The following is a 26712-nucleotide window of genomic DNA, read 5'->3' as shown; positions in this document are numbered from 1 at the left end:
GCTCGGCGGCCGAACCCGGACAGGGGGAGGGGCCGGACGCACCCCTCACACGTCCGGCCCCTCTATGCACGATGCCCCGCCGCCACCCCTCGACCGACAGGGCATCGGCCGCTCCCGTCGCCGCGCTGCATCAGCGCTCCGACACCTGACTCAACGACGCCCCCACGGACGGGTTACGCGCCTCCGGCAACATCGCCCGGACGGCTGACATCGGTCCGGAGTCGCGGAAAGGCCACGCGAGGCCGCCGATTGTGCATTACCACACAACGCGCACCCGCTCGGTTGCCGGCGGTGTCCACCTCGCTAGGCTGCGCCCAATGGCCTGTTTCGAGTGATGACAGGCGTCAAACTGTTTTCCATAACGCTGGTGGCGGCGCGACGGCGCGCCGCGGAGACGGGACGGGACGCGCAAACGTGGACCTGTACGAGTACCAGGGGCGGGACCTGTTCGAACGGCACGGCTTGCCCGTGCTCGCCGGCGGCGTCGCCACGACCCCGGAGGAGGCCCGCGCGATCGCCGAACGCCTCGGCGGTCGGGTGGTCGTCAAGGCGCAGGTGAAGGTCGGTGGCCGAGGCAAGGCCGGCGGCGTGAAGCTGGCCGAGGGCGCCGAGGAGACGGTGGCCCGCGCCACCGACATCCTGGGCATGGACATCAAGGGCCACACCGTCCACAAGGTCATGATCACGGTGACCGCGGACGTGGCCGAGGAGTACTACTTCTCCTACCTGCTCGACCGGGCGAACCGCACCTTCCTCTGCATCGCCAGCGTCGCCGGCGGCATGGACATCGAGCAGGTCGCCGCCGAGACCCCGGAGAAGGTCGTCAAGGCCCCGATCGACGCCAACACCGGCGTCGACGAGGCGAAGGCGCGCGAGATCGTCACCGCCGCCAACTTCCCGGCCGAGGTCGCCGACCAGGTCGTCGAGGCCGCCGTGGGGCTGTGGAAGGCCTTCGTCGCCGAGGACGCCACGCTGGTCGAGGTGAACCCGCTGGCCAAGACCGGCGAGGGCAAGCTGCTGCTGCTCGACGCCAAGGTCACCCTGGACGAGAACGCCGCGTTCCGGCACCCGGACCACGAGGCGCTCGTCGACCAGGCCGCGGTGGACCCGCTGGAGCAGGCCGCCAAGGAGAAGGACCTCAACTACGTCAAGCTCGACGGCGAGGTCGGGATCATCGGCAACGGCGCCGGCCTGGTCATGTCGACCCTCGACGTGGTCGCGTACGCCGGTGAGCGGCACGGCGGCGTCAAGCCGGCCAACTTCCTCGACATCGGCGGTGGCGCGAGCGCCGCGGTGATGGCGAACGGACTGGAGATCGTCCTGTCCGACCCGTCGGTGAAGAGCGTCTTCGTCAACGTCTTCGGCGGCATCACCGCCTGCGACGAGGTCGCCAACGGCATCGTGCAGGCGCTGGCCCTGCTCGAGCAGCGCGGCGAGAAGGTCACCAAGCCGCTGGTCGTCCGCCTCGACGGCAACAACGCCGAGGCCGGCCGGGCGATCCTCGACGGCGCGAACAACCCGCTGGTCCAGCGGGTCGACACGATGGATGGCGCGGCCGAGCGGGCCGCCGAGCTGGCGGCTGCGGGGGTCTGACAATGGCTATCTGGCTGACCAAGGACTCGAAGGTCATCGTCCAGGGGATGACCGGTTCCGAGGGTTCCAAGCACACCCGGCGGATGCTCGCCGCGGGCACCAACGTCGTCGGCGGCGTCAACCCGCGCAAGGCGGGCCAGACGGTCGACTTCGACGGCACCGAACTGCCGGTCTTCGCCAGCGTCGCGGACGCGATGGCGCAGACCGGTGCGGACGTGACCGTGATCTTCGTGCCGCCGCAGTTCACCAAGGGTGCGGTCGTCGAGGCGATCGACGCCGGCATCGACCTGGCCGTGGTGATCACCGAGGGCGTGCCGGTGCACGACACCGCCGCGTTCTGGGCGTACAACGTCGCCAAGGGGGAGCGGACCCGGATCATCGGTCCGAACTGCCCGGGCATCGCCTCGCCAGGCGCGTCCAACGCCGGCATCATCCCGGCCGACATCACCGGCACCGGCCGCATCGGCCTGGTCAGCAAGAGCGGCACGCTGACCTACCAGATGATGTACGAGCTGCGCGACATCGGCTTCTCGACCTGCGTCGGCATCGGCGGTGACCCGATCATCGGCACCACCCACATCGACGCGCTCGCCGCGTTCGAGGCCGACCCGGAGACCGACGCGATCGTCATGATCGGTGAGATCGGTGGCGACGCCGAGGAGCGGGCCGCCGAGTTCATCAAGGCGAACGTGACCAAGCCGGTGGTCGGCTACATCGCCGGCTTCACCGCGCCGCCCGGCAAGACCATGGGCCACGCCGGTGCGATCATCTCCGGCTCGGCGGGCACCGCCGAGGCCAAGAAGGACGCGCTGGAGGCGGTCGGCGTCAAGGTCGGCAAGACCCCGACCGAGACCGCCAAGCTCATGCGGGAGATCATGTCCGCGGGCTGAGCCCGAGCGACGTACGACCGGAGGGCCGACCGTTCGCGGTCGGCCCTCCGCCGTCGTGGCGCGGCGGCCCCGGTCGCCGTGGCGCGGGCGGCCTCAGTCGTTGTAGAGCGGGTAGTTGCCGCCGGCCCAGAGGACGCCGCTGCCGATGATGTTGAGCACGCCGAACGCGATCGCCAGGTAGCCGAGCACGGGCGACTGGCCGAAGCGCTTGGCGTCCCGGATCGACAGGTAACCGAAGACGATCCCCAGGATGCCGCAGCAGAGCAGGCCGAGGACGATGCCGAGCACGCCCCACAGCGTCGTGCGGTCGCGACCGGCCGCGGACGGCGCCGGCGGGGGCGGCGGATACGGAGTGTTCACGGCTCTCCTCCGGACGTCGGTGCCGCGACCCTGCGATCGCGTCCCTGCGCCCGAGGCTAGACCGGATCGGGGGCCCGAGATGGTGGATCACGGAACTCGTCGCCGCTGCGGGGCGGTATCGGACTGCCACCGCCGGCCCGGCATGCCAGAGTAGACGCGATGTCCTCCGTCACCCCTGATCAGCCCAGCCGTCCCGGCGCCGACGCCGGCCCCGGCGCCCGGCCGGCCGCGCCCGTCGGGCGGAGCCGGCGGGTGCCCGCGCCGCGCGCCGGCGAGCCGCGCCGCAGCCGCGCCCCGCTCGCCGTCGCCGCCGGGGTCGCCGCCGGGTGGGCGGCGCTCACCTCCTGGCTGCCGGTCGTGGTCGTGCTCTGGCTGTTCCAGCTCAGCGAGGGTGCCGCCTCCGTGCCGGGCGCGCTGCGCGCCGGGCTGGCCGGCTGGCTGCTCGGGCACGGCGTGCCGCTGGACACCGCCGCCGGCCCGCTCGGGCTGGCCCCGCTGGCGCTGACCGCACTGGTCGTCTGGCGGCTGACCCGGGCGGGCGTGCACGCCAGCCGGGCCATCGGCGCGCGCGGCGGCCGGTCACCCCGGCAGGCGCTCCTCGCCGCCGGCGCGGTCGGCGCCGCGTACGCGCTGCTCGGGGTGCTCGGCGCGGTGCTGGCCGGCGCGTCACCGGTGCGCGCCGGGCTGACCCTCCTGGTGCTCGGCACGCTCGGGGCCCTGGTGGGCTCGGCCCGGACCACGCGCGTGGCCGGCCTGCTCGCCGCGCGGTCCCCGGAGGCGCTGCGCGACGGGATCCGCACCGGGCTCGTCGCCGGGCTGCTGCTGTTCGGCGCGGGGGCCGGCGCGGCGGGGCTCGCCGTGGCCACCGGGGGCGGGGACGCCGCCGACCTGATCGGGGCCTACCGCACCGGGGTCGCCGGCCAGGCCGGGATCACGCTGGTCAGCCTCGCCTACGCGCCCAACGCCACCATCTGGTCGGTCAGCTACCTGCTCGGCCCGGGTTTCGCCGTCGGCACCGACACGGCGGTACGCACCAGCGAGGTCTCCGTGGGGGCGCTGCCGGCCGTACCGCTGCTGGCCGGGCTGCCGCGCGGGCCGGTCGACGGGCTCGGCGCCGGGCTGCTCGCGGTGCCGGTCCTCGCCGGGATGGCCGCGGGCTGGCTGCTGGCCCGCCGGCTGCTCCGGCTCGCCGCCGACGACCGGGCACCGCTGCGCTGGGGGCCGCTGCTCGGGGCGGCGGCGCTCGCCGGCCCGGTGGCCGGCCTGCTGCTGGGCGCCGCCGCGGCCGCCTCCGCCGGTTCGCTCGGCGGCGGCCGGCTGGTCCAGGTGGGGCCCGTCGCCTGGCAGGTGGCGGCGGTGGCGACCGCAGTCGTCACGGTCGGGGCGCTGATCGGCGCCGCCGCGACTAGGGTGCTGTCCCGCGCGCACCGCTGAGGGCCTCCAAGACGCCGAAGGGGCGCCCCGGACAGGCCGGGACGCCCCTGTCGCATGACGGGTCAGGGCTGGTTGGGCAGCGTCAGACTGAAGCCCAGGAAGATGATCTGGAGCAGGCCGAGCACGACGCCGATGGCGCCGCAGATCAGACCGGCGAGGGCCTGACCGTTGTTGTCGGCCAGCCCCTGGGCGGCCTTCTGCTTGCCCATCCACCCGGTCACCAGCGCACCGATGCCCAGCGGGATGCCGAGGTAGCAGCAGACCATCGGGATCGAGGCGATACCGAGGATCATGGACACCAGACCGAGGGTGTTCTGCTGCTGCCCAGGCCCCTTCGCGGCGAATCCCGCGTTGGGGTACATGGGCGGCTGCGAGTACGCCTGCTGGCCGTACGGGTCCTGGTACGGCTGCTGCCCGTACGGCTGACCCGGCGCCGGCTGCCCGTACGGCTGGCCCGAGGTGGGCGGCTGCCCGTAGGGCTGGCCCGAGGTCGGCGGCTGGCCGTAGGGGTCCTGCTGGCCGTACGGGTTCTGCTGGCCATACGGATCCTGCGGCGCGGCGTACGGGTCGTTCGGCTGCCCGGAGACGGGCGGCTGCCCGTACGGCGCCGCCGGCGGCGGGGCGTACGGGTCGTGGTGCGGCGCGTACGGATCCTGGTGCGGCTGCTGGCCGTACGGATCCTGTCCGGGGTAACCGGGCTGCATGCGACTCCTCGTCCGATCTGTCAGTAGCTGCTGGTGGAGGTGTCGCCGCCCACCACACCGGCGAGCCCACCGAGCAGGCAGCACACCAGCACGATCACGTACCAGCTGATGCCGACGATGAGGGCCCACTTGGACCACTTCTTCGACTCGGCGGCGGCGGCCTGGGCCCCGGCGTAGTCGCCCTGCTGGAGCAGCGGGTTCACCTTGGAGGCGTTGATGATCGCCGGGATGGCCAGCGGCCAGAAGAGGAAGATGGCGACGATCGACATCGTCATGTTGTTGTTGATCTGCGGCTGCTGCGGCTGGTATCCGGGCTGCATTTCGGCGTACTCCTCATTCCACTCGACACCCCCGCGGGGCGCCGGATCACTGACGGGTGCGGGCCGACGCGCGCCGGGCCCGAGCGACCGGCAGCGTACCTGGTCCGGACCATTCGCGTCGTCGGTGAATGTCGCAATGCCCAGCGGATGGAAGCGGCGGCAGGCCCGATAGGGTGGCCCGGTGACCGAGCCCGCGCCCGTCGCCCGCATCGTCGTCCTCGTCTCCGGCTCCGGGAGCAACCTCCAGGCCCTGCTCGATGCGAGCGCCGATCCGGCGTACGGGGCCCGGGTGGTGGCCGTCGGCGCCGACCGCGACGGCATCGCGGGCCTGGACCGGGCCGCCGCGGCCGGTGTGCCGACCTTCGTCGAGCGGGTCGCCGACCATCCCAGCCGCGAGGACTGGGACGCCGCGCTGACCGACCGCGTCGCCGAGCACCGGCCCGACCTGGTCGTCTCCGCCGGCTTCCTCAAGCTGGTCGGCCCGCGCTTCCTGGCCGCCTTCGGCGACCGCTACCTGAACACGCACAACACGCTGCTGCCGGCGTTCCCCGGCATCCACGGCCCGCGCGACGCCCTCGCCTACGGCGTCAAGGTCACCGGGGCCACGCTCTTCTTCGTCGACGCCGGCATGGACACCGGCCCGATCGTCGCGCAGGTCGCCGTGCCGGTGCACGACGACGACGACGTCGAGACGCTCACCGAGCGCATCAAGGAAGCCGAGCGGCACCAGCTCGTCGAGCAGGTGGGCCGCCTGGTCCGCGAAGGTTGGACGATCACCGGAAGAAAGGTCACGGTCCCGTGAGTTCCACTCAGGACGAACGCCGCCCGATCAGGCGGGCGCTGGTCAGCGTCTACGACAAGACCGGCCTGGTCGAGCTGGCCCGGGCGCTGCACGCGGCCGGGGTGGAGCTCGTCTCGACCGGCAGCACTGCCTCGGCCATCGCCGGCGCGGGGGTGCCGGTGACCCCGGTCGAGACGGTGACGGGCTTCCCGGAGATCCTCGACGGGCGGGTCAAGACGCTGCACCCGAAGGTGCACGGCGGGCTCCTCGCCGACCTGCGCAAGGACTCCCACGTCGCCCAGCTCGACGAGCACGGCATCGCCGGGATCGACCTGCTGGTGTCCAACCTCTACCCGTTCCAGGCCACCGTCGCCTCCGGCGCGGGCGTCGAGGAGTGCGTCGAGCAGATCGACATCGGCGGTCCGGCGATGGTCCGGGCGGCCGCCAAGAACCACGCCTCGGTCGCCGTGGTGACCGACCCGGCCGCGTACCCGGCCCTGCTCGCCGCGCTCGGCGAGGGCGGCTTTACGCTGGCCCAGCGGCGCGTCCTGGCCGCGCGGGCGTTCGCCGTCATCGCCGAGTACGACGTGGCGGTGGCCGAGTGGTGCGCCACCACGCTGGCGCCCGAGGCGGACGGCTGGCCGGACTTCGCCGGGCTGTCGCTGCGCCGGCAGGCGGTGCTGCGCTACGGCGAGAACCCGCACCAGCCGGCGGCGCTCTACGTCGACCCGTCCAGCCCGGCCGGGCTCGCCCAGGCCGAGCAGCTGCACGGCAAGGAGATGTCCTACAACAACTACGTCGACGCGGACGCGGCGTGGCGGGCGGCCAACGACTTCGCCGACCAGCCGGCGGTGGCGATCATCAAGCACGCCAACCCGTGCGGGATCGCGGTCGGCGCCGACGTGGCCGAGGCGCACCGCAAGGCGCACGCCTGCGACCCGGTGTCCGCGTACGGCGGGGTGATCGCGGTCAACCGGCCGGTCTCGGTCGAGCTGGCCCGGCAGGTGTCGGAGATCTTCACCGAGGTGCTGGTGGCGCCCGGCTTCGACGAGGGTGCGGTGGAGGTCCTCCAGGCGAAGAAGAACATCCGGCTGCTGCACGCGCCGGCCTACGCCCCGCTGCCGGCCGAGTGGCGGCAGGTCACCGGCGGCGTACTGGTGCAGATGGCCGACCGGATCGACGCCGAGGGCGACGACCCGGCCAACTGGCGACTGGCCACCGGCGAGCCGGCGGACGAGGCGACCCTGCGCGACCTGGCCTTCGCCTGGCGGGCGGTACGCGCGGTGAAGAGCAACGCGATCCTGCTGGCCTCCGACGGCGCGACGGTCGGCGTCGGGATGGGCCAGGTCAACCGGGTCGACTCGGCGCAGCTCGCGGTCGCCCGGGCAGGCGCGGACCGGGCCCGTGGTGCGGTGTGCGCCTCGGACGCCTTCTTCCCCTTCGCCGACGGCCCGCAGATCCTCATCGACGCCGGCGTCCGCGCGATCGTGCAGCCGGGCGGCTCGATCCGCGACGAGGAGGTAATCGCCGCCGCCAAACAGGCCGGCGTAACCATGTACCTGACCTCCACCCGCCACTTCTTCCACTAACCCCCCCCCCGCCCCGCCCCCGCCCCCCCTGTCCGGGCCGATCATGCAGTTGTGGTGCCCCGCGAAAGGGGCGAAGGCGGGCGATCCGCCCACCACAACTGCATGATCGACGCGAAAGGGCGGCGGAAGGCGGGGGTCAGGGGGTGGGGCGGAGGGCGGCGAAGTGGCAGGCCGAGGGGTGGGGGTCCGCCGCGCGGAGGACCGTGTGGGGCTCCTGGGTGGCGCAGACCTCCTGGGCCTTCCAGCAGCGGGTGCGGAAGTGGCAGCCGCTCGGCGGGTCGGCCGGGCTCGGCACGTCGCCGGTGAGGCGGATCATGGTGCGCTGATCGCGGGCCTCCGGGTCGGGCACCGGCACGGCCGAGAGCAGCGCCTGGGTGTACGGGTGGGTCGCGCGCTCGTAGATCTCGTCCTCGGTGCCGATCTCCACGATCTTGCCGAGGTACATGACCGCGACGCGGTCCGAGATGTGGCGGACCACCGACAGGTCGTGCGCGATGAAGATGTACGACAGGCCGAACTCGTCCTGGAGCTTCTCCAGCAGGTTGATCACCTGGGCCTGGATCGACACGTCCAGGGCGCTGACCGGCTCGTCGCAGACGATGATCTCGGGCCGCAGGGCGAGCGCGCGGGCGATGCCGATGCGCTGCCGTTGGCCGCCGGAGAACTGGTGCGGGTAGCGGTTGATGTGCTCGGGGTTCAGGCCGACCACGTCGAGCAGTTCCCGCACCCGGCCCCGCCGGCTGCCCTTCGGCGCGGCGTCCGGGTGGATCTCGAACGGCTCGCCGATGATGTCGCCGACCGTCATGCGCGGGTTCAGCGAGGTGTACGGGTCCTGCATCACCATCTGCATGTTGCGCCGCAGCCGGCGCAGCTCGGCACCGGAGGCGGAGAACAGGTCCCGGCCCTCCAGGGTGGCCCGGCCGGCGGTCGGCGTCTCCAGCCGCATCAGCAGCCGGGCCAGCGTCGACTTGCCGCAGCCCGACTCGCCGACCACCCCGAGGGTCTCGCCCCGGCGCAGCTCGAAGCTGACCCCGTCGACGGCCTTGACGGCGCCGACCTGACGCTGGAAGAGCACGCCCCGGCGGATCGGGAAGTGCTTGACCACGTTGTCGACGGCGAGGATCGTCTCGCCGCGCACCTTGGTCGGGCTAGCGGGCGCTGTCATCACGGACCTCCTGGGCGAAGTGGCACGCGCTGGTCCGGCCGTCGCCCAGGACCAGGTCGTGCGGCACCACGTCGACGCAGACCTGCTGCACGTACGGGCACCGGGGGTGGAACGGGCAGCCGGACGGGATCCGCATCAGGTTGGGCGGCAGCCCCCTGATCGTGGAGAGCTGCTGACCCCGGACGTCCATCCGCGGGATCGACTCCAGCAACCCCTTCGTGTACGGGTGGGCCGGAACCCGGTACAGCGAGCGGACGTCGGCGTGCTCGACGATCCGGCCGGCGTACATGACGGCGATCCGGTCCGCGACGCCGGCGACCACGCCCAGGTCGTGCGTGATCAGGATCATCGCCGTGCCGAGATCGCGGCGCAGGTCGGCCAGCAGGTCCATGATCTGGGCCTGCACGGTGACGTCCAGGGCCGTGGTCGGCTCGTCGGCGATCAGCACCTTCGGGTTCATGGCCAGCGCCATCGCGATCATGACGCGTTGCCGCATGCCGCCGGAGAACTGGTGCGGGTAGTCGCCGAGCCGGCTGGCGGCGGCGGGGATCCGTACCAGGTCCATCAGCTCGACGACCCGGGCACGGGCGTCCGCCTTCGACATGCCCTCGCGCTGGCGCAGCGTCTCGCCGATCTGCCAGCCCACCGGAAAGACGGGGTTCAGCGCGGAGAGGGCGTCCTGGAAGATGATCGCGATCTCCTTGCCGCGTACCTGCCGGCGCTGCTCCTCCGGCAGCTTCAGCAGGTCGCGCCCCTGATAGAGGATCTCGCCGGAGCGGATCACGGCCGGGGGAGTGTCGAGGATGCCCATGATCGCCTGGGCGGTGACCGACTTGCCGGAGCCCGACTCGCCGAGCACGGCGAGCGTCTCGCCGGGATCGAGGTGGTACGAGACCCCGTTGATCACCTTGGCCACGCCCTCGCCGGTGCGGAACTCGACGTGCAGGTCCCGTACGTCCAGCAGGTGCCCGCCCTCGGGCGTCGGGGAGGCCGGCGTCGGTTGAATGGCGGACTGGCTCACGGTTCACGCCTTTCGCTCGCGACTGGAAGGCTCGCTCGCACGGGTCATCGCAGCTTCGGGTCGAAGGCGTCGCGGATCGCGTCGCCGAGCATGATGAACGCCAGCACGGTCAGCGCCAGGAACGTCGAGGGGACCAGCAGCGGGGTGACCGACTCCCGCATGTGCACCCGGCCGGCGTCGATGTCGATGCCCCAGGAGATGGTCGGCGCCCGGAGCCCGATGCCGAGGAAGCTCAGCGTCGCCTCGGCGGCGATGAACGAGCCGAGGGCGATCGTCAGTACCACGATCGCCGGGGCGAGCGCGTTCGGCAGGATGTGCCGCAGCATGATCCGGCCGTCGCCGGCGCCGAGCATCCGGGCCGCCGCGACGTAGTCCTGCTCCTTGGCGGTGATCACCGAGGAGCGGACGACGCGGGCGGCGGTGGTCCAGCCGAGGATCGCCAGCACGAAGATGACCGCGCCGATCCGGACCGCCGAGCTGTCGCTGTTGACCCGCTTGAGCAGCACGATCGCGGCGAGCAGGAGCGGGATGCCGAGGACGACGTCGATCACCCGGGAGAGCACCGCGTCGACCCAGCGGCCGAAGTAGCCGGCCAGCATCCCCACGGCGAGCGCGATCAGGCCGGTGAGCAGCGCGGAGAGCGCGCCGACCAGCAGCGACGCCCGGGCGCCGTAGACCGCCCTGGCGTACGTGTCGCAGCCCTGGAAGTCGTACCCGAAGATCGCCCCGCCGGACGGCCCGGCGTGCTGACGGGCCAGCACGCAGTCGCGGGGGTCGTTCGCGGTGAACAGCCCCGGCACGGCGGCCATGGCGGCGACCAGCACCACCAGGGCGAGGCTGATCCAGAAGATCGGCTTGCGGCGCAGGTCGCGCCAGGCGTCGCCGGCCAGGCTGCGGGGCTTCTGCGGTACGCCGACCTGGTTCGGCGCGCCGGGCTCGCCCGACGGCCCCCGCCGCGCGGCCTGGTTCTCGCTCGCCGCGACGGTCTCGAAGTCACTCATGCCCGCACCTCGCTGCGCTCGGCGCCGGCACGAAACACTGCGCTGCCGATTCGTTCGCTGCGCTCACTCATAGCGGATCCTCGGGTCGAGTACGGCGTACAGGACGTCCACCACCAGGTTGGAGACGAGGTAGACCACGACGAGCACGCTGACGATGCCCACCACCAGCGGGCCGTCCTCGGTGCGGATGCCGCGGAAGAGGTTGAAGCCGACGCCGGGGATGTTGAACACGCCCTCGGTGATGATCGCGCCGCTCATCAGGTTGCCCAGCTCGACGCCGAGGAACGTGACCACCGGGATGAGCGAGTTGCGCAGCACGTGGACGCTGACGATCCGCCGCCGCACGAGCCCCTTCGACCGGGCGGTGCGGACGTAGTCGGCGCGCAGGTTCTCGGCCACGGACGTCCGGGTCAGCCGCAGCGCGGTGGCCAGCGAGAGCGAGCCGAGCACGATGCCCGGCAGCAGGAGCGCGTACAGGTCCGGGTCGGCGCCGGCGGTGGCCGGGAAGAGCTGCCACCTGACGCCGAGGAGGTACTGCGCCAGCGGCGCGAGCACGATCGTCGGGATGCCGAGGACCAGCAGGGTCAGCAGCAGGGTCGAGTTGTCGAAGATGCTGGCCCGTCGGATGCCGGCGAGCACGCCCGCGGTGACCCCGAAGAGGATGGTGACCGCCATGGCGATCAGCGCCAGCTTGACCGTGACGGGCCAGGCGGCGGCCAGGATGTCGCCGATCGAGCGTCCGGTGAGGGACTGCCCGAGGTCACCCTGGAGCAGGTTCTTGAGGTAGTCGAAGTAGCGGTAGAAGAAGCCGCCGACCCCGGTCCGGTCGAGGTGGAACTTCTCCGTCAGGTATGCCCGCTGGGCCGCCGTGACCGGGCGCTCACCGGCGAGCGCCTGGATGGGATCGCCCTGGCCGGCGAACATCAGCGCGTAGACGATCAGCGTGGTCCCGAAGAACGCGAGGACCATCTGGAGCAGACGCCGCAGGATGAAGCGGAACATACTTGGCAGTCTGGCGGAAAAAGTGCGAAGAGGAAGGCGGGTCGGGCCACCGTCCGCCGATGGCCCGACCCGTCCTGCCGTGGTGTTACTTGACGGCCTCGATCTTCACGAGGTCGATCCGGTCGAAGAGATCCATCTCCACGTTCGTCACCTTGGTGGAGTGGCCGAAGTTGTTCTGGCCGTACCGCAGCGGGATCACCGGCAGGTCCTCCGCCAGCAGGTCCTCGGCCGCCTGGTACTTCTTGATGGCCTCGTCCTCGTTCGCGGCGCTGGCGCCCTCGGCGAGCAGCTTGTCGAACTCGGGGTTGCTGTAGCCGTAGTAGTTCGACGAGCCGTTGCTGCTGTACAGCGGGCCCAGGTAGTTCTCCATGGACGGGTAGTCCATGACCCAGCCCATCCGGAACAGGCCGACCGGCTGCTTGGCCTTCACCTTGGTCAGCAGGTCCGCGAACTTCGGCTCGGCGGTGCCCACGCAGTCCACGCCCAGGTTGGTCTTGAGCTGGTTGCAGGTCGCGTCGATCCAGTCCTTGTGGCCGCCGTCGCCGTTGTAGGACAGCTCGATCCTCGCCGGGCCGCCCGCGGCCTGGTACAGGCTCTTGGCCTTGGCCGGGTCGAACTCGCCGGCCTCGCCGATGGTGCCGTCGCGGTAGCCCGCGACGACCGGCGAGACGAACGAGCGGGCCGGCTGCTGCGAGTCCTTGAAGATCGACTTGGTGATCTCGTCCCGGTCGATCGCCATCGAGATGGCCTTGCGCACGTCCGGGTTGCTGAACTCCTCCTGGAACGTCGGGAAGGCCAGCACCTGGAGCGACGAGGCGGAGCTCTGCTTGAACCGGTCACCGAGGTCGGTGCCGGCCGTCGAGAGGTTCTCGGTCGGGATGGTCTTGATGACGTCCAGGTTGTCCGAGAGCACGTCCGCGTACGCGGCGGTCGGCTGCTGGTAGATCCGGAACTCGACGCCGGCCACCTTCGGCTTCTCGCCGGGGAAGGCGTCGTACTTCTCGACCTCGACCTTGGCGTCGTGCTGCCAGGTGCCCTTCATCTTGAACGGGCCCTGACCGACCGGCGCCTGCTCGTAGCCCTCGGCCAGCACGCCGGGCGCGGAGAACGCGGCCTTCGGCATCGGGTAGAAGGCGGTGTAGCCGAGCACGGACTTGAACTCGCTGTACGGCTCCGACAGCGTGACGGTGAAGGTCAGGTCGTCGACCTTCTTCAGCCCGCTGAGCGTCTTGGCCTTCGGGGTCTCGCCCTGCATGTCCTCGTAGCCGGCGATCTTCTCGAAGAAGTAGCTGGAGTTCTGGCCGTTCGGGGCGTAGGCGCCGTAGTTCCAGGCGTCGACGTAGTTGTCGGCGGTGACCTTCTCGCCGTTGTGGAAGGTGTAGCCGTCCTTCAGCTTGACCGTCCAGGTCGTGTTGTCCTCGGACGTCACCGACTCGGCCGCCACCTCGTGGGGCTTGTTGGCCTCGTCGTAGTCGACCAGCGGGCTGAACAGGGCGGCGAGCACCTGCGAGCCGCTCGTCTCGTTGGTGTTGGTCGGCACCAGGTGCTGCGGCTCGGCGATCTCGATCCGCACGGCCGCGTCGGGGTTGCTCTCGCCGGATCCACCGTCGCCGCCCGAGCCGCAGGCCACCAGGCCCAGGGTCACCGCGAGCGGGAGGGCGGTCCAGGCAGCGAGCCTACGAACACGCATGTAGCCTCCTCATCTCCTCACGCTGCGCAGTCAGGCCCGGCGCTGGGTTTACGCTGCGCAACGTTGGGCAACGGTAGGCGGCCGACCGGCGATCGACAACGACCGGGTTGCGAACCGATAACTGAGTCAGCGTCGGGGCCTTGTCGTGGCGGGCCGGATCTGCTAACGCCGTGCCGCTGTGAAAAGGGGTTCTGGGCAGCGAGGACTCTCGACGCGGTCGGCACCCGTCACGCCCGGTCCGCCCGATCGCGCCGTTCCGGCCCGGCCATACCCTCCGTCGCCCCGATCGCCCGGAGGTCCGGTTCCAGTCGGAGCCTCGCTGGCCCGTGCGTCACTCAGAGTGATTAACCGCACGTCACTCTTAGTGGTCGCATTGCGGGCTTGGCGCGGGTCGTCGGATCGCCGGCCGCCGACCGTGAGACGATCTGGGCGTGACGGCGACGCTTCTGGACGGCAAGGCGACCGCGGCCGAGATCAAGGACGAGCTGCGGGCACGGGTCAAGGCACTGGCGGAACGCGGCATCACCCCCGGGCTCGGCACCGTCCTGGTGGGTGCGGACCCCGGCTCCCAGGCGTACGTCAACGGCAAGCACCGCGACTGCGCCGAGGTGGGGGTCGCCTCGATCCGCCGCGAGCTGCCGGCCGACGCGACCCAGGCGCAGGTCGACGCCGTGCTCGCCGAGCTGAACGCCGACCCGGCCTGCCACGGCTACATCGTCCAGCTGCCGCTGCCGGGCCACCTCGACACCCAGCGGGTGCTGGAGCTGATCGACCCCGACAAGGACGCCGACGGCCTGCACCCGGTCAACCTCGGCCGGCTCGTCCTGGGCTACGACGCCCCGCTGCCCTGCACCCCGCGCGGCATCGTCGAGCTGCTCCGCCGGCACGACGTGCCGCTGCGCGGCGCCAAGGTCGCCGTGGTCGGCCGCGGCAACACCGTCGGCCGTCCGCTCGGCCTGCTGCTCACCCGCCGCAGCGAGAACGCCACCGTGACCCTCTGCCACACCGGCACCCTCGACCTGGCCTCGCACACCCGCGCCGCCGACATCGTCATCGTGGCCGCCGGCGTGCCGGGCCTGCTGACCGCCGACATGCTCACGCCGGGCGCGGTCGTGGTCGACGTCGGCATCACCCGGGTCATCGGCCAGGACGGCAAGGGCCGCTACACCGGCGACGTCGCGGCTGACGCGGCGGAGGTGGCCGGCAAGCTGGTGCCCATGCCGGGCGGCGTCGGCCCGATGACCCGCGCGATGCTGCTGACCAACGTCGTGGAGCGGGCCGAGCGCGACTGAGGCGTCAGGAAGGGCACCTTCCTCACGCCTGGGGGACGGCCGTGACGTTCGCCCCATCCCGGCGATGGTCGCCTCCCCTGACCTGATCGGTGCCAGGATGGCTGATACGGTCCGGAAAACCGACTGGTAGCAGGGAGTGGGACGACCATGGGTAAGAAGGTCACTGTCGTCGGGGCTGGGTTCTACGGCTCCACCACCGCACAGCGCCTGGCCGAGTACGACGTCTTCGACACCGTCGTGATCACCGACATCGTGGAGGGCAAGCCCGCAGGTCTCGCCCTGGACCTCAACCAGTCGCGCGCCATCGAGGGCTTCGAGACCAAGGTGGTCGGCGCGACCACCGGCCCGAACGGCGAGGGCTACGAGGCGATCGAGGGCTCGGACGTCGTGGTGATCACCGCCGGCCTGCCGCGCAAGCCGGGCATGAGCCGCATGGACCTGCTCGAGACGAACGCGAAGATCGTCCGCCAGGTCTCCGAGAACGTCGCCAAGTACGCCCCGAACGCCGTCGTCATCGTCGTGTCCAACCCGCTCGACGAGATGACCGCGCTGGCCCAGCTCGCCACCCAGTTCCCGAAGAACCGGGTGCTCGGCCAGGCCGGCATGCTGGACACCGCCCGGTTCACCAACTTCGTGGCCGAGGCGCTGGGCGTACCGGTGAAGTCGGTGAAGACGCTGACCCTCGGCTCGCACGGCGACACGATGGTGCCGGTGCCGTCGCAGAGCACGGTCGACGGCAAGCCGCTGCGTGAGGCCATGCCGGCCGAGCAGATCGAGGAGCTGGTCGTCAAGACCCGCAACGGCGGCGCCGAGGTGGTCGCGCTGCTCAAGACCGGTTCGGCGTACTACGCGCCGTCGGCCGCCGCCGCCCGGATGGCGAAGGCCGTCGCCGAGGACTCGGGCGAGGTCATGCCGGTCTGCGCCTGGGTCGACGGCGAGTACGGCATCTCCGGCGTCTACCTGGGCGTCGAGGCGGCGATCGGCGCCGAGGGCGTCAAGCGGGTCGTCGAGACCGACCTGGACGCCGACGAGCTGGCCAGCCTGAAGGAGGCCGCCGAGGCCGTCCGCGCCAAGCAGGGCGACGTCGCCTCCATGTGATCCACCACCCGTCGAGGGGGCACGCCGGTCCGCCGGCGTGCCCCCTCGTCGTTGCGCCCTACAGCGTCACGAACGCCTCGCCCAGGTGCGGGGTGGCGAGCACCGCGGGCCCGCGCGCGGCCAGGTCGCGCAGCAGCCCCACCCGCGAGGAACGCGCCGCGGCGGCGTCCTCCTCGTGGGCGTACGCCAGCTCGGGGTCGACCAGTTGCACGGCGTGCACCAGCAGGTCGCCGGTGAGCAGCACCCGCTCGTCGCCCACCTCCAGCAGCACCGACTGGTGACCGGGCGTGTGCCCCGGCGTCGGCAGCAGCCGTACCGTCGGATCGAGCCTCTCCTCGCCTTCGACCACGCGGAGCTGGCCGGCGGCGCGCAACGGCGCGACCAGGCCGGCCGACAGCCCCGGGTCGAGCTGCCCGACGGCGGCCAGCTCGGCCCGCTGGAGCACGTAGTCGGCGTTCGGGAAGTACGGCGTCCCCGGCGAGCCGGTGACCGCCCAGCCGACGTGGTCGCTGTGCAGGTGGGTGAGCACCACCGTGCGTACGTCGGCCGGGTCGATGCCGGCGGCGGCGAGCTCGGCCGGCAGCCGGCCGGGCACCGGCGCCCAGCTCGCGGCGGGGGAGCCGGCCGGGCCGATCCCCGCGTCGACCAGGGTCACCGGCCCGTCCCCGACGCGGATGGCGAAGCTGCGGAACGGCAGCCACCACCGCCCGTCGGCGGTCACCGCGCCCGGGTCCCGCCGGTCGGCCGCGCGCCAGTGCTCCGGCGTGGCGGCCGGGAACGCCTCCGTGCGGGGCTGGAAGAACGGCCCCTCGCCGTCGGTGAGCGCGGTGACCGTGATAGACCCGAGGATGCGGCTCAGCGGCATCCGGCGATCATGTCAGCGGTTCCGTGCGCCGTGCACGTCGTTTGTTCCGGCCCGACCGAGGCCGGCTGGGGACTGCCGATCAGTTTCCAGTACGCTCGTACTGCTTGAGCACGAGTCCCCCGAGAGGAGCGCCGGCCGATGGCGAAGATCAAGGTAAACAACCCGGTCGTTGAGCTCGACGGCGACGAGATGACCCGGATCATCTGGAAGCAGATCCGGGAGCAGCTGATCCTGCCCTACCTCGACGTCGACCTGCACTACTACGACCTGTCGATCCAGCACCGCGACGAGACCGACGACCAGGTCACCGTCGACGCCGCCAACGCCATCAAGGAGCACGGCGTCGGCGTCAAGTGCGCGACCATCACCCCGGACGAGGCCCGGGTGGAGGAGTTCGGCCTGAAGAAGATGTGGCGGTCGCCGAACGGCACGATCCGCAACATCCTCGGCGGCGTCGTCTTCCGCGAGCCGATCATCATGTCCAACGTGCCGCGGCTGGTCCCCGGCTGGACCAAGCCGATCATCATCGGCCGGCACGCCCACGGTGACCAGTACAAGGCCACCGACTTCGTCGTCCCCGGCCCGGGCACGGTGACCATCACCTACACCCCGGCCGACGGCGGCGAGCCGATGGAGATGGAGGTCGCCAACTTCCCCGGCGGCGGCATCGCCATGGGCATGTACAACTACGACGAGTCGATCCGGGACTTCGCCCGCGCCTCGTTCCGCTACGGCCTGGACCGCAACTACCCGGTCTACATGTCGACCAAGAACACCATCCTCAAGGCGTACGACGGCCGGTTCAAGGACATCTTCGCCGAGGTGTTCGAGGCCGAGTTCAAGGCCGAGTTCGACGCCGCCGGTCTCACCTACGAGCACCGGCTCATCGACGACATGGTCGCCGCCGCGCTCAAGTGGGAGGGCGGCTACGTCTGGGCCTGCAAGAACTACGACGGTGACGTGCAGTCCGACACCGTCGCGCAGGGCTTCGGCTCGCTGGGCCTGATGACCTCGGTGCTGCTCTCCCCGGACGGCCGTACGGTCGAGGCCGAGGCCGCGCACGGCACGGTCACCCGGCACTACCGGCAGTGGCAGAAGGGCGAGAAGACCTCGACCAACCCGATCGCGTCGATCTACGCCTGGACCCGGGGCCTGGCCCACCGGGGCAAGCTGGACGGCACCCCGGCGGTCACCGAGTTCGCCAACACCCTGGAGCAGGTCATCGTCGACACCGTCGAGGGCGGCCAGATGACCAAGGACCTCTCGCTGCTCATCTCGCGGGACGCCCCGTGGCTGACCACCGACGAGTTCATGAACGCGCTCGACGAGAACCTGGCGCGCAAGCTCTCCGCCTGATCCTCTCCGCGCCTTGCGGCGGCACCTGACGGTGCTGCCGCCGCATCACCAGGAGCCCGCCGGCACCCGCCGGCGGGCTCCCGCCGTCCCCGCCTCCCGTTCGCGTCGGGCGCACGGGATCTTGGTAGCAGACAGCCCCTCCAGGGGCCGTCTCCTACCAAGATCTGTCCGGATCACCCGGGGTCGGCGACGTCCGTCGCCATCGGGGGTGTGGGCGGGGAGGGGAGGGCCGGGCGGGTGCACGAGTGTGCGACAGGGTGGCAGTTTCTTGGCGGCGTGTCGGCGGGGACGCGCCGTCCCGCGTCACCTGGGTCGGCGCGCCTCGTTGACCTGGGTGGACGAGATGCCAGTCGCGTCCAGGAAGGTTGACCGCGGTCGCCTCGCGGCAAGCGTGCCGATCAGCCAGCCTTCCCGGCTGTCGCGCACAGCCAGCCGTCCCTTCCCTGCGGGGGGCCCTGTCCCGGGCCCCCCGCGCCCTGTCCCGGGCCCCCTAGCCAGCGTCGATCATGCAGTTGTGGCGCCCCGCATAAGGCTCGAATCCGGACAAGACTCCCACCAGAACTGCATGATCGACCTGTGCGGGGGTTCAGGCGGCGCGGAGGAGTTCGGCTGCGCGTTCCGGGGCGATGTCGTTGATGAAGACGCCCATCGCGGACTCCGAGCCCGCCAGGTACTTCAGCTTGTCCTTCGCGCGCCGGATGCTGAACAGCTGCAGGTGCAGGTGGCCCAGCTCGCGGTCGACGCGTACCGGCGCCTGGTGCCAGGCGGCGATGTAGGGCATCGGCACGTCGAACAGCCCGTCGAAGCGGCGCAGCAGGTCCAGGTAGAGCGGCCCGAAGGCGTCCCGCTCGGCGTCGTCGAGCGCGGGGATGTCCGGCACCGGCCGGTGCGGGGCCACGTGCACCTCGAACGGCCAGCGGGCCGCCGCCGGGACGTACGCCGTCCAGTGCTCGTTCTCGGCGACCACCCGCGTGCCCGCGGCCCGCTCGGCGGCGAGCACGTCGGCGTAGAGGTTGCGCCCGCCGGTGCGTTCCGCGTGCCGGCGGGCGGCGGCCAGCAGCGCCCGGGTCCGTGGGGTCACGAAGGGGTACGCGTAGATCTGGCCGTGCGGGTGGTGCAGGGTCACGCCGATCTCCACGCCCCGGTTCTCGAAGCAGAACACCTGCTCCACGCCGGGCAGCTCCGCGAGCGCCGACGTGCGGTCGGCGAGCGCGTCGAGGACGGTGCGCACCCGGCGTGGCGGGAGGGACGCGAAGGACGCGTTGTGGTCGTCGGTGAAGCAGACCACCTCGCAGCGGCCCCGACCCGGGCGGACCGGGGTGAACGGGGTGATCTCGGCGGGCTCCTCGGCCACCCGGCCGCTGAGGGAAGGGAACCGGTTCTCGAAGACGGCGACGTCGTAGTCGGGTGCCGGGATCTCGCTCTGCCGGCCGTCGGTGCTGGGGCAGAGCGGGCACTGGTCGGCCGGCGGGAGGAAGGTGCGCGTCTGCCGGTGCACGGCGACGGCCACCCACTCGTCGGTGAGCGGATCCAGGCGCAGCTGCGACGCGGGCGGTGGCGGGGGCAGCTCGCGCCGGTCCGGCTGGTCGCGTACGGCGTCGTCCCGTTCGTCGAAGTAGATCAGCTCCCGGCCGTCGGCCAGCGCGATCGCGGTGCGCTTCACCGCGCCACCCCCTCATCTGTCGTCGTGGCCGTCCGCCCCGCGCCCGTGCCGGGGGACACGACCACCAGCTCGCCCACCCGGTCGTCGAGCACCCGCTGCGCGTCGGGGGGCAGCCGGTCGTCGGTGACCAGCACGTGGGCGGCGGAAAGCTCAACGATCGAGGAGATGCCGACGGTGCCCCACTTGGTGTGGTCGGCGAGCACGACCAGCCGGTCGGCGGCGGCCACCAGCGCGCGGTCGGTCTCCGCCTCCATCAGGTTCGGCGTGGTGAACCCGGCCCGCTCCGTGATCCCGTGCACGCCGAGGAAGAGCAGGTCCAGGTGCAACGACCGGATGGCGGCGACGGCCAGCGGCCCGACCAGCGCGTCCGACGGCGTACGCACCCCGCCGGTGAGCACCACTGTCTGGTCGGACCGGCCGCCGGCGTGCAGGATCTCGGCCACCGGCAGCGAGTTGGTGACGACGGTCAGGCCGGGCACGTCGACCAGTCGACGGGCCAGCTCGGCGGTGGTGGTGCCGGCGGAGAGGGCGACCGCCGCCCCGGGACGGACCAGCTCGGCGGCGCGGCCGGCGATGGCCGCCTTCTCCGCCAGTTGCCGCACCGACTTGGCCCGGAAGCCCGGTTCGTCGGTCGAGCCGGGGCCGGCCACCGTGGCACCGCCGTGCACCTTGGCCAGCAGGCCGCGCTCGTGCAGCGCCTCCAGGTCGCGGCGGATGGTCATGTCCGAGACGCCGTACTCGGCGGCCAGCTCGGTGACCCGCACGCCGCCGGTGGCGCGGACCCGGTCCAGGATGGCCGCCTGCCGTTGCTGAGCGAGCATCCGCCGTACCTCCGTGTCAGCCGCGCGCCCTCACGCGGTCGAACGTGATCGAACAAAGATGAACACTAGCGCGAAGGAGGGGACCACCGGTAGGCGGAGGGCGCGATCAGATGGACTGGAGCCGGGGTTCGACCCAACCCGTCTCGTTCAGGTGGTGCAGGACGGCCTCGACCGCCTCGTCGATCGTCATGTCGCTGGTGTCGACCACCAGGTCCGCGTCGGCCGGCTCCTCGTAGGGGTCGTCGATGCCGGTCATCCCGGTGAGCAGGCCGGCCCGCGCCCGGGCGTAGAGGCCCTTGCGGTCGCGCTGCTCGCAGACCTCCAGCGGGGTCGCCACGTGCACCAGCACGAAGCCCGCACCGGCGGCCAGCGCCATCTCCCGGGCGGTCGCGCGGGCCTGGGCGTACGGGGCGATCGGGCAGCAGATGCCGACGCCGTGGTGCCGGGCGATCTCCGCCGCCACCCAGCCGATCCGGCGCACGTTGAGGTCCCGGTCGGCCTTGCTGAAGCCCAGCCCGGCGGAGAGCTCGCGGCGCACCACGTCGCCGTCGAGCAGCGTGATGCTCCGGTCGCCCTGCTCGCGCAGCACGTCGGCCAGGCCCCGGGCGATCGTCGACTTGCCGGAGCCCGAGAGCCCGGTCAGGAAGACCACCAGGCCCCGGTACCGCCGCGGCGGCCGGGCCCGGGCCAGCTCCTTCGCCACCGCGGGCGGGGTGTGCCACTCGGGGAGCGGGAAACCCCGGTCCAGCAGGTCGTCGATCTCCGGCTGGGTCAGCGCCAGGCGCCGGTTGCGGGGCGGGATGTCCTCCCGCCAGCGCCACTGCCCGTCGCGGTTGTCGTAGGCCAGCTCGCGCGGCACCAGCACGCGCAGACCGGCCCCGGAGAGCATCTCGCCGGTGGAGAGCAGGTGCGTGACGCCGTACGCCGCCGACACCCGGGCCCGCAGCAGCGCGTCGCTGATCTCGTCGCGCCGGCGGGACAACGGGACGGCGACGAGCGTGGCCGGCGGCATCCGGTCGCGGGCGGCGAAGACGCTGCGTACGAGCGACTCCGGCGGCAACCCACCGAGGCCGTCCTCGCCGACCGGGATCATCACCAGCAGGTGGGCGCCGAGCGTGCGGACCGCGTGGGCGATCTGGGCGAGCTGCGGCCGGTGCAGCGGGCGATCGGCGATCACCCCGAGCACCCGACCGGACGGCAGCAGCGGGCGTACCTCCTCGGGGGTGCGGCGCAGCCGCTGGAAGGGGCCGTGACCCCCGTCGCCGAGCCGGCGGACCGTGCCCCCGACGCCGGCCACCCCGTCGCGGACCTGCCACGCGTCGGCGACGTCCAGCGCCGCGACCGGCGCGCCCTCCCCGTCGGTGAGCACCAGGGTGCGGCGTGCCTCGTCGCGCGGGTCGAGACCCTGCGCGAGCGCCGTCGGCACCTGGAGGGTCACCGGCACCGGCCACGGTGAACCGTCGGCGAGCCGACCCCGCCGACTCACCGACACCAGGTCGGCGCGGGTCATGAAGCCGGCCAGCGGGGCGTACGCCCCGATCAGCAGCAGCTCCAGGTCAGCCAGCTCGCCGGGGCGCGGCGTGTACGACGGCGCGTCCCGGAGCACCTCGTCGGGCAGCACCCAGCTGTTGCTCATCCATCCCCCAAACGACACTGACCGGCACACAGTTTCTCAGCCGCCCGGCGATCGGTCGAGAGCGCCACTCCACTGGCGGCTCAGCCGGCGGGCGACGGCGGCCGGCGGGTCAGCGGGGCGGGGCCAGGGACGCGGCCCCGAAGGAGACGGCGAACCGCTTGCACCAGATGGAGACGCTGGTCAGGCCCGTCAGGTCGACGTCGGCCGGGATGTCGTAGCCCTGGTCGCCCCGGTTGCCCTTGAGCCGGCCCAGCTCGACCCACCGGCCGTCGTCGAAGACCCGCCACCCGGCGGTGCCGCTGCGCACCGGCTGGTCGGTGAGCCAGACCCGCAGGTCGGGACCGTTGGAGGTGGCCAGGCCGACGAGTTCCAGCCGGTGCCGCCCGTCGGGGGCGCGGACGATGCGCGCGCTGCCCGACGTGTCGTGCTCGTGGGTCACGAAGTCGCCCTGCCCGACGAGGACCGGCCCGGCGGGGGCGGGCGCCGCGCCCGTGGCGGAACCCGTCGGCGCCGGCGTGGCCGCGACGCTCGACAGTGCCTCGTCGACCTCGGCGTCGGTGACCAGCTTCCAGGGCTGGAACCAGTAGAGGCCGAACGCCGAGCCGGCGGCGAGGACGGCGACCACCACCCACGTCAGCGGCGCGCGGAACAGTCGGGTCATGCCCACAGTGTGTCGGCCCGGGCCGCGTCCTGTCTGCCCCGTGCGGTGTGGCGGAGGCCGATGCGTGCCGGCACGCCCGCCACCGCCGGGGACCGCGCCGCACCCTAGGGGACGCGGGCCGCCAGGATCAGGGGAGCGCCCGGGGGCGAGCCGCTGCCCACAGGGGTCCTCGCCTCCTACGCTGTACGACGTGACACTCATCGCGACCGACTCGCTGACCAAGACGTACGGGGGTGGGGTCACCGCGCTGGCCGACCTGACCGTCGCGGTCGAGCCGGGGATCATCGGGTTGGTCGGCGCGAACGGCGCCGGCAAGTCCACCCTGATCAAGATCCTGCTCGGCCTCCTCGCCCCGACCAGCGGCCGGGTCCGGGTCCTCGGCCTCGACCCGACCACCGACTCCGCCCAGGTCCGCGCCCGGGTCGGCTACATGCCCGAGCACGACGCCCTGCCGCCGGACCTCTCCGCCGCCGAGCTGGTCACCCACCTCGGCCGGATCAGCGGCCTGCCGCGAACGGTCGCCCGGGAACGGGCCTCCGAGGCGCTGCGGCACGTCGGGCTCTACGAGGAGCGCTACCGCCCGGTCGGCGGCTACTCCACCGGCATGAAGCAGCGGGTCAAGCTCGCCCAGGCCCTGGTGCACGACCCCGACCTGCTGCTGCTCGACGAGCCGACCAACGGGCTCGACCCGGCCGGCCGTGACGCCATGCTGGCGCTGGTGCACCGCATCGGCACCGAGTTCGGCATCTCCGTGCTGGTCTGCTCGCACCTGCTCGGCGAGGTCGAGCGGATCTGCGACACCCTGGTCGCCATCGACGGCGGGCGGCTGCTGCGCGCCGACCACATCTCCGCCATGACCTCGGCCACCGACGTGCTCGCCGTCGAGGTCAGCGAGGGCACCGACGAACTGGCCGCCCGGCTGGCCGCGCTCGACCTGCCGGTACGCCGGGACGGCCGGCTGCTGCTCGTCGAGCTCGCCGACGACGCCACCTACGACCTGATCCTCGGCGCGGTCGCCGAGCTGGACCTGCCGCTGCACCGGCTGGACCAGCGCCGGCACCGGGTGGCCGAACTCTTCGCCACGAGGGAGCCCAGCCATGCCTGAGCCGACCGGCGTCATCCACGACATCGGCTACCAGCGCTACACCGGCCCCCGGCTGGGCCGCCGGGCCGTCTTCGGCGCGCTCTACCTGCACGGTCTGCGTACGGCGTTCGGGCTGGGCCGCAGCGCGAAGGCCAAGATCTTCCCCTGGCTCGTGGTCGCCATCGTCACCGTCGTGGCCGCCGGGCTCGCCGCCGTACGCAGCCAGGTCGGCGAGTCGGTGATGACGTACGCCCAGTTCGCCGACAACATGAGCTGGCTGGTCATCTTCTTCGTCGCGGCGGTCGCCCCCGAGCTGGTCTCGCGGGACCTGCGCAGCGGGGTGCTGCCGCTCTACTTCTCCCGGCCGCTGCCGAGGTCGGACTACCCGCTGGCCAAGCTGCTGGCGCTGGCCACCGCGCTCTGGCTGCTGCTCGGCGGGCCGCAGCTGGTGATGTTCCTGGGCGCCGCGTTCACCACCGGTGACGGCATGCGCGGGGTCTGGAACGAGCTGCTCGACCTGCTGCCCAGCCTGCTCTACGCCGGGCTCTGGGCGGCGGTCTTCGCCTCGGTCGGGCTGCTGGTCGCCTCGTCCACCGGCAAGCGGGCGTTCGCGGCCGGCGGGATCGTGGCCGTGTTCCTGATGACCACCCCGATCGTCGGCACCCTGTCGATCATGCCCTCCCAGGCGGTCAACGAGCTGGCCTTCCTCGCCTCGCCCTCGACGTTGGTGGGCGGAGTGGGCACCTGGGCGCTCGGCGACCTGCTGCTGTCCGGGGGAGAGGGCGGAGTGCCGATCGGCGACTTCGGCCCGGTCTACGCGGTCGCCGCCGTGCTGCTCGTGACCGGCTGCGTCGCCCTGCTGATGCTGCGATACCGGAAGGTGGCCGCCCGATGACCACGATCAGCGTCGACCAGGCGGCGGGGACGCCGACCGCCGCCGCCAGCACCCTCGACCTCGCCGGCGTCTCCCGCTGGTACGGCAACGTGGTGGCCGTCAACGACGTCAGCATGAGCCTCGGCCCCGGCGTCACCGGGCTGCTCGGCCCGAACGGCGCGGGCAAGACCACCCTGCTGCACATGATGGCGGGCTTCCTGGCCCCGTCGCGCGGGGCGGTGAGCCTGGACGGCCGGCCCACCTGGCGCAACCCCGAGGTCTACCGCCGGCTCGGGCTGGTCAGCGAGCGCGAGGCGGTGCACACCTTCCTCACCGCGTACGAGTTCGTGCTGGCCAGCGCGAAGTTGCACCGGCTGCCGGACCCGGCGGAGGCGGCCCGCCGGGCGATCGCCCTGGTGGAGATGGAGGGCGCGCAGGACCGCCGGATCGGCACGTACTCGAAGGGCATGCGGCAGCGTGCCCGGGTGGCCGCGGCGCTGGTGCACGAGCCGCAGGTGCTGCTGCTCGACGAGCCGTTCAACGGGATGGACCCGCGCCAGCGGTTGCACATGATGGAGCTGCTGCACCGCCTCGGCGACGCCGGCCGCACCATCCTGTTCAGCTCGCACATCCTGGAGGAGGTCGAGCAGGTCTCCGGCACCGTCCAGGTGATGGTCGCCGGCCGGCTGGCCGCCTCCGGCGACTTCCGCACCATCCGCCGGCTGATGACCAACCGGCCGCACGTCTTCGCCGTGCACTCCACCGACGACCGGGCGCTCGCCGTGGCGCTGATGGCCGAGGCGTCGGTGACGGGGGTCGAGCTGGGCCGCGCGGGGCTCACCGTGCGGGCCGGCGACTACGGCGCGTTCACCCGCGTCCTGCCGAAGATCGCCCTGGCGGAGGGCATCCGGGTGCGGCAGTTGGTGCCCGAGGACGAATCCCTGGAGAGCGTCTTCTCCTACCTCGTGGAGGCCTGAACCCATGTCTACCGTTTCCTGGATCACCGTGCGGGGGCTGTTCGGGCGTCGCCGGTTCCTCCTGCTGCTGCCGCTGCCCGTGGTGCTGGTGCTGCTCGCCGTGCTCTCCCGTGCGCTCGGGGTGGACCCGGGCGAGTGGGGCCCGCCGGTGCTGGTCGGCCTCGGCCTGGCCGTGGTGCTCCCGGTGGTCGCCCTGATCGTCGGCACCGGCGTGCTGGGGGCCGAGATCGACGACGGCACCGTCGTGCACATCCTGACCAAGCCGTTGCCGCGCTGGCAGATCGTGCTGCCCAAGCTGGCCGTGGCCGCCGGCGTCACCGCGGTCACCGTCGCCGTGCCGATCTACGTGGCGGGCGTGCTGGCCCACTCCGTACGCCTCGGCCTGGCGCTCGCCGCCGCGTCGGCGGTCGGCGCGCTGGCGTACTCGGCGTTGTTCGTGGCGCTCAGCCTCGTCACCCGGCGGCCGGTGCTGCTCGGCCTGGTCTACGTGCTGATCTGGGAGGGGCTGCTCGGCAACGTCGTCAGCGGCACCAAGGTGCTCTCCATCCAGCAGTACGTGATCACCCTCGCCGACCGGATGGCCCCCACCGGGCTGCTGGAGGCCGGCGTCTCGGTGCCGGTGGCGGCGGTCATGGCCGCGTTGATCAGCGCGGGCTTCACGGCGCTCGCCATCGACCGGCTCCGCTCCTTCAGCGTGGCCGGCGAGACGAGCTGACCCCGACGGGCCGGGCCGCCCCGCCGGATTCCGGGACGCGACCTGACGGCCTCCGGGCAGCCCGACCCCGCGATGGTAGGGCTGCCCGGATGGACCGGGCCGGGCGGCTGGGCGAGGCTG

At 72.4% G+C, this 26712-nt stretch carries 25 protein-coding genes; 12 read left to right on the top strand and 13 right to left on the bottom strand.

Annotated elements, in window-relative coordinates; genetic code table 11:
* Window positions 1–414: 414 nt before the first annotated feature.
* Window positions 415–1593, top strand: a complete 1179-nt coding sequence (gene sucC / locus ACN27A_RS17225) for an ADP-forming succinate--CoA ligase subunit beta (protein WP_421454635.1) — start codon at window positions 415–417, stop codon at window positions 1591–1593.
* 2 nt (window positions 1594–1595) lie between these two features.
* Window positions 1596–2483, top strand: coding sequence for a succinate--CoA ligase subunit alpha (gene sucD, locus ACN27A_RS17220; protein ID WP_132230990.1), 888 nt, complete (start codon window positions 1596–1598; stop codon window positions 2481–2483).
* A gap of 93 nt (window positions 2484–2576) precedes the next feature.
* Here the strand turns inward: sucD and ACN27A_RS17215 are convergent, their stop codons facing one another.
* Complete coding sequence (locus ACN27A_RS17215) at window positions 2577–2843, bottom strand: DUF4190 domain-containing protein (RefSeq protein WP_421454632.1); 267 nt, start codon at window positions 2841–2843, stop codon at window positions 2577–2579.
* A 159-nt stretch (window positions 2844–3002) separates the two neighbouring features.
* On the opposite strand from ACN27A_RS17215, the gene ACN27A_RS17210 reads away from it, so the two are divergent.
* The gene (locus ACN27A_RS17210; protein WP_421454630.1) at window positions 3003–4277 is read left to right on the top strand and encodes a DUF6350 family protein; all 1275 of its coding nucleotides are present in this window, start codon (window positions 3003–3005) and stop codon (window positions 4275–4277) included.
* A 62-nt stretch (window positions 4278–4339) separates the two neighbouring features.
* Here the strand turns inward: ACN27A_RS17210 and ACN27A_RS17205 are convergent, their stop codons facing one another.
* Together ACN27A_RS17205 and ACN27A_RS17200 are read right to left on the bottom strand one after the other, a co-directional pair.
* Window positions 4340–4981: a DUF4190 domain-containing protein gene (locus ACN27A_RS17205; RefSeq protein WP_421454627.1), complete on the bottom strand. Its 642-nt coding sequence runs from the start codon at window positions 4979–4981 to the stop codon at window positions 4340–4342.
* 20 nt (window positions 4982–5001) lie between these two features.
* Window positions 5002–5301 (bottom strand): CD225/dispanin family protein, encoded by a 300-nt coding sequence (locus tag ACN27A_RS17200; protein WP_132230994.1) that lies wholly within the window; start codon window positions 5299–5301, stop codon window positions 5002–5004.
* A gap of 181 nt (window positions 5302–5482) precedes the next feature.
* Between ACN27A_RS17200 and purN the strand changes: the two genes are divergently transcribed.
* A complete protein-coding gene (purN, locus tag ACN27A_RS17195; RefSeq protein WP_421454624.1) occupies window positions 5483–6103 on the top strand; it encodes a phosphoribosylglycinamide formyltransferase in 621 nt (206 codons plus the stop codon).
* Window positions 6100–7671 (top strand): bifunctional phosphoribosylaminoimidazolecarboxamide formyltransferase/IMP cyclohydrolase, encoded by a 1572-nt coding sequence (gene purH / locus ACN27A_RS17190; RefSeq protein WP_421454622.1) that lies wholly within the window; start codon window positions 6100–6102, stop codon window positions 7669–7671. Before purN ends, purH begins: the two co-directional genes overlap by 4 nt.
* A 136-nt stretch (window positions 7672–7807) precedes the next feature.
* On the opposite strand, the gene ACN27A_RS17185 is transcribed toward purH, so the two are convergent.
* From ACN27A_RS17185 to ACN27A_RS17165, 5 genes are all read right to left on the bottom strand, one after another.
* On the bottom strand, window positions 7808–8836 hold the full coding sequence (locus tag ACN27A_RS17185) for an ABC transporter ATP-binding protein (protein ID WP_421454619.1): 1029 nt from the start codon (window positions 8834–8836) through the stop codon (window positions 7808–7810).
* Window positions 8820–9857: an ABC transporter ATP-binding protein gene (locus ACN27A_RS17180; RefSeq protein ID WP_421454616.1), complete on the bottom strand. Its 1038-nt coding sequence runs from the start codon at window positions 9855–9857 to the stop codon at window positions 8820–8822. Before ACN27A_RS17180 ends, ACN27A_RS17185 begins: the two co-directional genes overlap by 17 nt.
* A gap of 44 nt (window positions 9858–9901) precedes the next feature.
* Entirely contained in the window at window positions 9902–10858 is a 957-nt protein-coding gene (locus ACN27A_RS17175) for an ABC transporter permease (RefSeq protein WP_421454614.1), read from the bottom strand.
* A 63-nt stretch (window positions 10859–10921) separates the two neighbouring features.
* Entirely contained in the window at window positions 10922–11860 is a 939-nt protein-coding gene (locus ACN27A_RS17170) for an ABC transporter permease (RefSeq protein WP_151456057.1), read from the bottom strand.
* A gap of 85 nt (window positions 11861–11945) precedes the next feature.
* On the bottom strand, window positions 11946–13550 hold the full coding sequence (locus ACN27A_RS17165) for a peptide ABC transporter substrate-binding protein (RefSeq protein WP_421454611.1): 1605 nt from the start codon (window positions 13548–13550) through the stop codon (window positions 11946–11948).
* Between the two features lie 431 nt (window positions 13551–13981).
* On the opposite strand from ACN27A_RS17165, the gene ACN27A_RS17160 reads away from it, so the two are divergent.
* Together ACN27A_RS17160 and mdh are read left to right on the top strand one after the other, a co-directional pair.
* Window positions 13982–14842: a bifunctional methylenetetrahydrofolate dehydrogenase/methenyltetrahydrofolate cyclohydrolase gene (locus tag ACN27A_RS17160; protein WP_421454609.1), complete on the top strand. Its 861-nt coding sequence runs from the start codon at window positions 13982–13984 to the stop codon at window positions 14840–14842.
* Window positions 14843–14989: 147 nt separating this feature from the next.
* Complete coding sequence (mdh, locus tag ACN27A_RS17155; protein WP_088998471.1) at window positions 14990–15940, top strand: malate dehydrogenase; 951 nt, start codon at window positions 14990–14992, stop codon at window positions 15938–15940.
* Window positions 15941–15998: 58 nt separating this feature from the next.
* On the opposite strand, the gene ACN27A_RS17150 is transcribed toward mdh, so the two are convergent.
* A complete protein-coding gene (locus ACN27A_RS17150) occupies window positions 15999–16805 on the bottom strand; it encodes an MBL fold metallo-hydrolase (protein ID WP_421454606.1) in 807 nt (268 codons plus the stop codon).
* A 138-nt stretch (window positions 16806–16943) separates the two neighbouring features.
* Here ACN27A_RS17150 and ACN27A_RS17145 point away from each other — a divergent pair, with 138 nt between their 5' ends.
* On the top strand, window positions 16944–18161 hold the full coding sequence (locus ACN27A_RS17145) for an NADP-dependent isocitrate dehydrogenase (RefSeq protein ID WP_132231004.1): 1218 nt from the start codon (window positions 16944–16946) through the stop codon (window positions 18159–18161).
* A gap of 586 nt (window positions 18162–18747) precedes the next feature.
* Here ACN27A_RS17145 and galT read toward each other — a convergent pair.
* The 4 genes from galT to ACN27A_RS17125 form a co-directional block, all read right to left on the bottom strand.
* Complete coding sequence (gene galT, locus ACN27A_RS17140; protein WP_421454603.1) at window positions 18748–19824, bottom strand: galactose-1-phosphate uridylyltransferase; 1077 nt, start codon at window positions 19822–19824, stop codon at window positions 18748–18750.
* A complete protein-coding gene (locus ACN27A_RS17135) occupies window positions 19821–20645 on the bottom strand; it encodes a DeoR/GlpR family DNA-binding transcription regulator (protein ID WP_421454601.1) in 825 nt (274 codons plus the stop codon). Before ACN27A_RS17135 ends, galT begins: the two co-directional genes overlap by 4 nt.
* A 106-nt stretch (window positions 20646–20751) precedes the next feature.
* On the bottom strand, window positions 20752–22281 hold the full coding sequence (gene cysC / locus ACN27A_RS17130; protein ID WP_421454598.1) for an adenylyl-sulfate kinase: 1530 nt from the start codon (window positions 22279–22281) through the stop codon (window positions 20752–20754).
* A 109-nt stretch (window positions 22282–22390) separates the two neighbouring features.
* Complete coding sequence (locus ACN27A_RS17125) at window positions 22391–22942, bottom strand: DM13 domain-containing protein (protein ID WP_311410733.1); 552 nt, start codon at window positions 22940–22942, stop codon at window positions 22391–22393.
* Between the two features lie 190 nt (window positions 22943–23132).
* On the opposite strand from ACN27A_RS17125, the gene ACN27A_RS17120 reads away from it, so the two are divergent.
* The 4 genes from ACN27A_RS17120 to ACN27A_RS17105 are packed head-to-tail and all read left to right on the top strand — an operon-like array spanning window position 23133 to window position 26592.
* Complete coding sequence (locus ACN27A_RS17120; protein WP_421454595.1) at window positions 23133–24047, top strand: ABC transporter ATP-binding protein; 915 nt, start codon at window positions 23133–23135, stop codon at window positions 24045–24047.
* Window positions 24040–24921, top strand: a complete 882-nt coding sequence (locus tag ACN27A_RS17115; RefSeq protein ID WP_421454593.1) for an ABC transporter permease — start codon at window positions 24040–24042, stop codon at window positions 24919–24921. The genes ACN27A_RS17120 and ACN27A_RS17115 overlap by 8 nt, the downstream gene beginning before the upstream one ends.
* Window positions 24918–25877 (top strand): ABC transporter ATP-binding protein, encoded by a 960-nt coding sequence (locus ACN27A_RS17110; RefSeq protein ID WP_121399775.1) that lies wholly within the window; start codon window positions 24918–24920, stop codon window positions 25875–25877. The genes ACN27A_RS17115 and ACN27A_RS17110 overlap by 4 nt, the downstream gene beginning before the upstream one ends.
* A 4-nt stretch (window positions 25878–25881) precedes the next feature.
* Window positions 25882–26592, top strand: a complete 711-nt coding sequence (locus tag ACN27A_RS17105; protein WP_421454589.1) for an ABC transporter permease subunit — start codon at window positions 25882–25884, stop codon at window positions 26590–26592.
* The last annotated feature ends 120 nt before the right edge of the window (window positions 26593–26712 follow it).

Source organism: Micromonospora sp. WMMD737, from assembly GCF_049179055.1.
Lineage (GTDB): Bacteria > Actinomycetota > Actinomycetes > Mycobacteriales > Micromonosporaceae > Micromonospora > Micromonospora reichwaldensis.
The sequence above is the reverse complement of the archived record's forward strand: the minus strand, read 5'-3'. Positions and strand labels throughout refer to the sequence as shown.